Here is a 555-nt window from a genome sequence, read left to right on the forward strand (position 1 = left end):
ATGATGACGCCTTTAAGAAAAGACACAAAGCTACTCAAAATGTATGAGATACTACCTGAAGGAGTAGAACATGTAAAAACCACTGGTAGATATAATTTGTTGACTACCAAACCAGGTGACAAATTAGTCATTGAGTTGGAGAACGGTGAAGGCATACTTTATGAAATAATCGACGATCTGATAAATCCTCTGAGAATGATCATGACATTATCTAAAGAGCAGGTAAACGAATACAAGTAATCTTTGCCTTCGTAAAAGGGTAGGTGGAAATAGGATCTAATGATCCCATTTCATGACAGCAAAAATGTGTATCAAGACAAAAGCTGACACTGACGGAGTTGAATACTGGTATATTGATTATGAAAAAGGTACAGTTTCTAGGTCAAACCAAAAGCCAAAGTATGTGAATGTTAAGAAATGGAATGGTTCTATAGAGGATTTTTTGAAAAATAAGGAAGTAAAAATTTTAGAAATTAATGAAAACGAAATAAAATTTGAGACTGACTAGGCCCAAACCGTTTCTAGGTATGAAAGGCTCGTTAATAATTCGTGTCA

2 protein-coding genes are annotated in these 555 nt (G+C 34.4%); both read left to right on the forward strand.

Annotation, left to right across the window (positions count from 1 at the left end):
* Nucleotides 1-240 (forward strand): hypothetical protein (locus tag V3W49_RS22945; RefSeq protein WP_500148285.1); only part of this gene is annotated, 240 nt, incomplete at its 5' end.
* A gap of 52 nt (nucleotides 241-292) precedes the next feature.
* Nucleotides 293-508 (forward strand): hypothetical protein, encoded by a 216-nt coding sequence (locus tag V3W49_RS22950; RefSeq protein ID WP_500148287.1) that lies wholly within the window; start codon nucleotides 293-295, stop codon nucleotides 506-508.
* Nucleotides 509-555 lie beyond the last annotated feature (47 nt).

Origin of the sequence: Rosenbergiella sp. YN46, assembly GCF_036620675.1 — a bacterium.
Classification (GTDB): domain Bacteria; phylum Pseudomonadota; class Gammaproteobacteria; order Enterobacterales; family Enterobacteriaceae; genus Jejubacter.

Coding starts and splice junctions, on each gene's coding strand:
- V3W49_RS22950 (WP_500148287.1), top strand. CDS start 293: ATGACAGCAAAAATGTGTATCAAGACAAAAGCTGACACTGACGGAGTT.